General features: G+C 64.2%; 1 protein-coding gene. It reads left to right on the top strand.

Annotated features, from left to right (window positions below; genetic code table 11):
• Positions 1-698, top strand: a 698-nt coding sequence (locus tag RXV88_RS23615) for a calcium-binding protein (protein WP_410468861.1), incomplete at both ends; no start/stop codon positions are given.

Below are 698 nucleotides of genomic sequence, written 5' to 3' on the forward strand. Positions count from 1 at the left end.
GGCCCGGGCAACGACACCTATGAGCGCAACCTGCAGGACGACGGGTTCACGCCGGGCCAGTTTGGCGCCTTTGTCACCGTGGATCTGGTGGAAGGCGAGCTTTACGGCGCAGACTTTCCCGACGATCCCGACATCATCCTGAACTTCGAGAATGCACGGCTGCGAGGGGAGGAAAACTTCAACCTGGTCGGCACGGACGGGGACAACCGGCTGCAGGCCGATCAGGGCGACGACACGCTGATCGGTGCAGGAGGCAACGATACGCTGTTTGATGGCGCTGGCGACGACAGTGTGGATGCCGGGGCCGGGGACGATGTGGTCATCACCCAGGGCGGCACCGACACCTATATCGGTGGGGACGGCAACGACACGCTGGTTACCGACGTCAACGGTATTGCGTTCAACACCGCCGAGATCGACCTCGTGGCAGGGATTCAGGGGCGGGTTGGTTCGACCGTCGGTCAGGACAGCCTGTCGGGTTTCGAAAACGTGGATTTCTACGGCGAATGGAACGTGATCATCACCGGCGACGGCAATGACAATTTCCTTCGCTCCGATGCGGGCGACGACACGCTCATCGGCGGCGACGGTGACGACCGGCTGCAGGCGGGCAGCGGCGATGACAGCCTGGACGGCGGCGATGGGCGAGACCGGCTCTTCGGGGGTGACGGCAACGACACGCTCGACGCGTCGGGCGG

This window comes from Aestuariicoccus sp. MJ-SS9, from assembly GCF_032586235.1.
Classification (GTDB): Bacteria; Pseudomonadota; Alphaproteobacteria; order Rhodobacterales; family Rhodobacteraceae; genus Aestuariicoccus.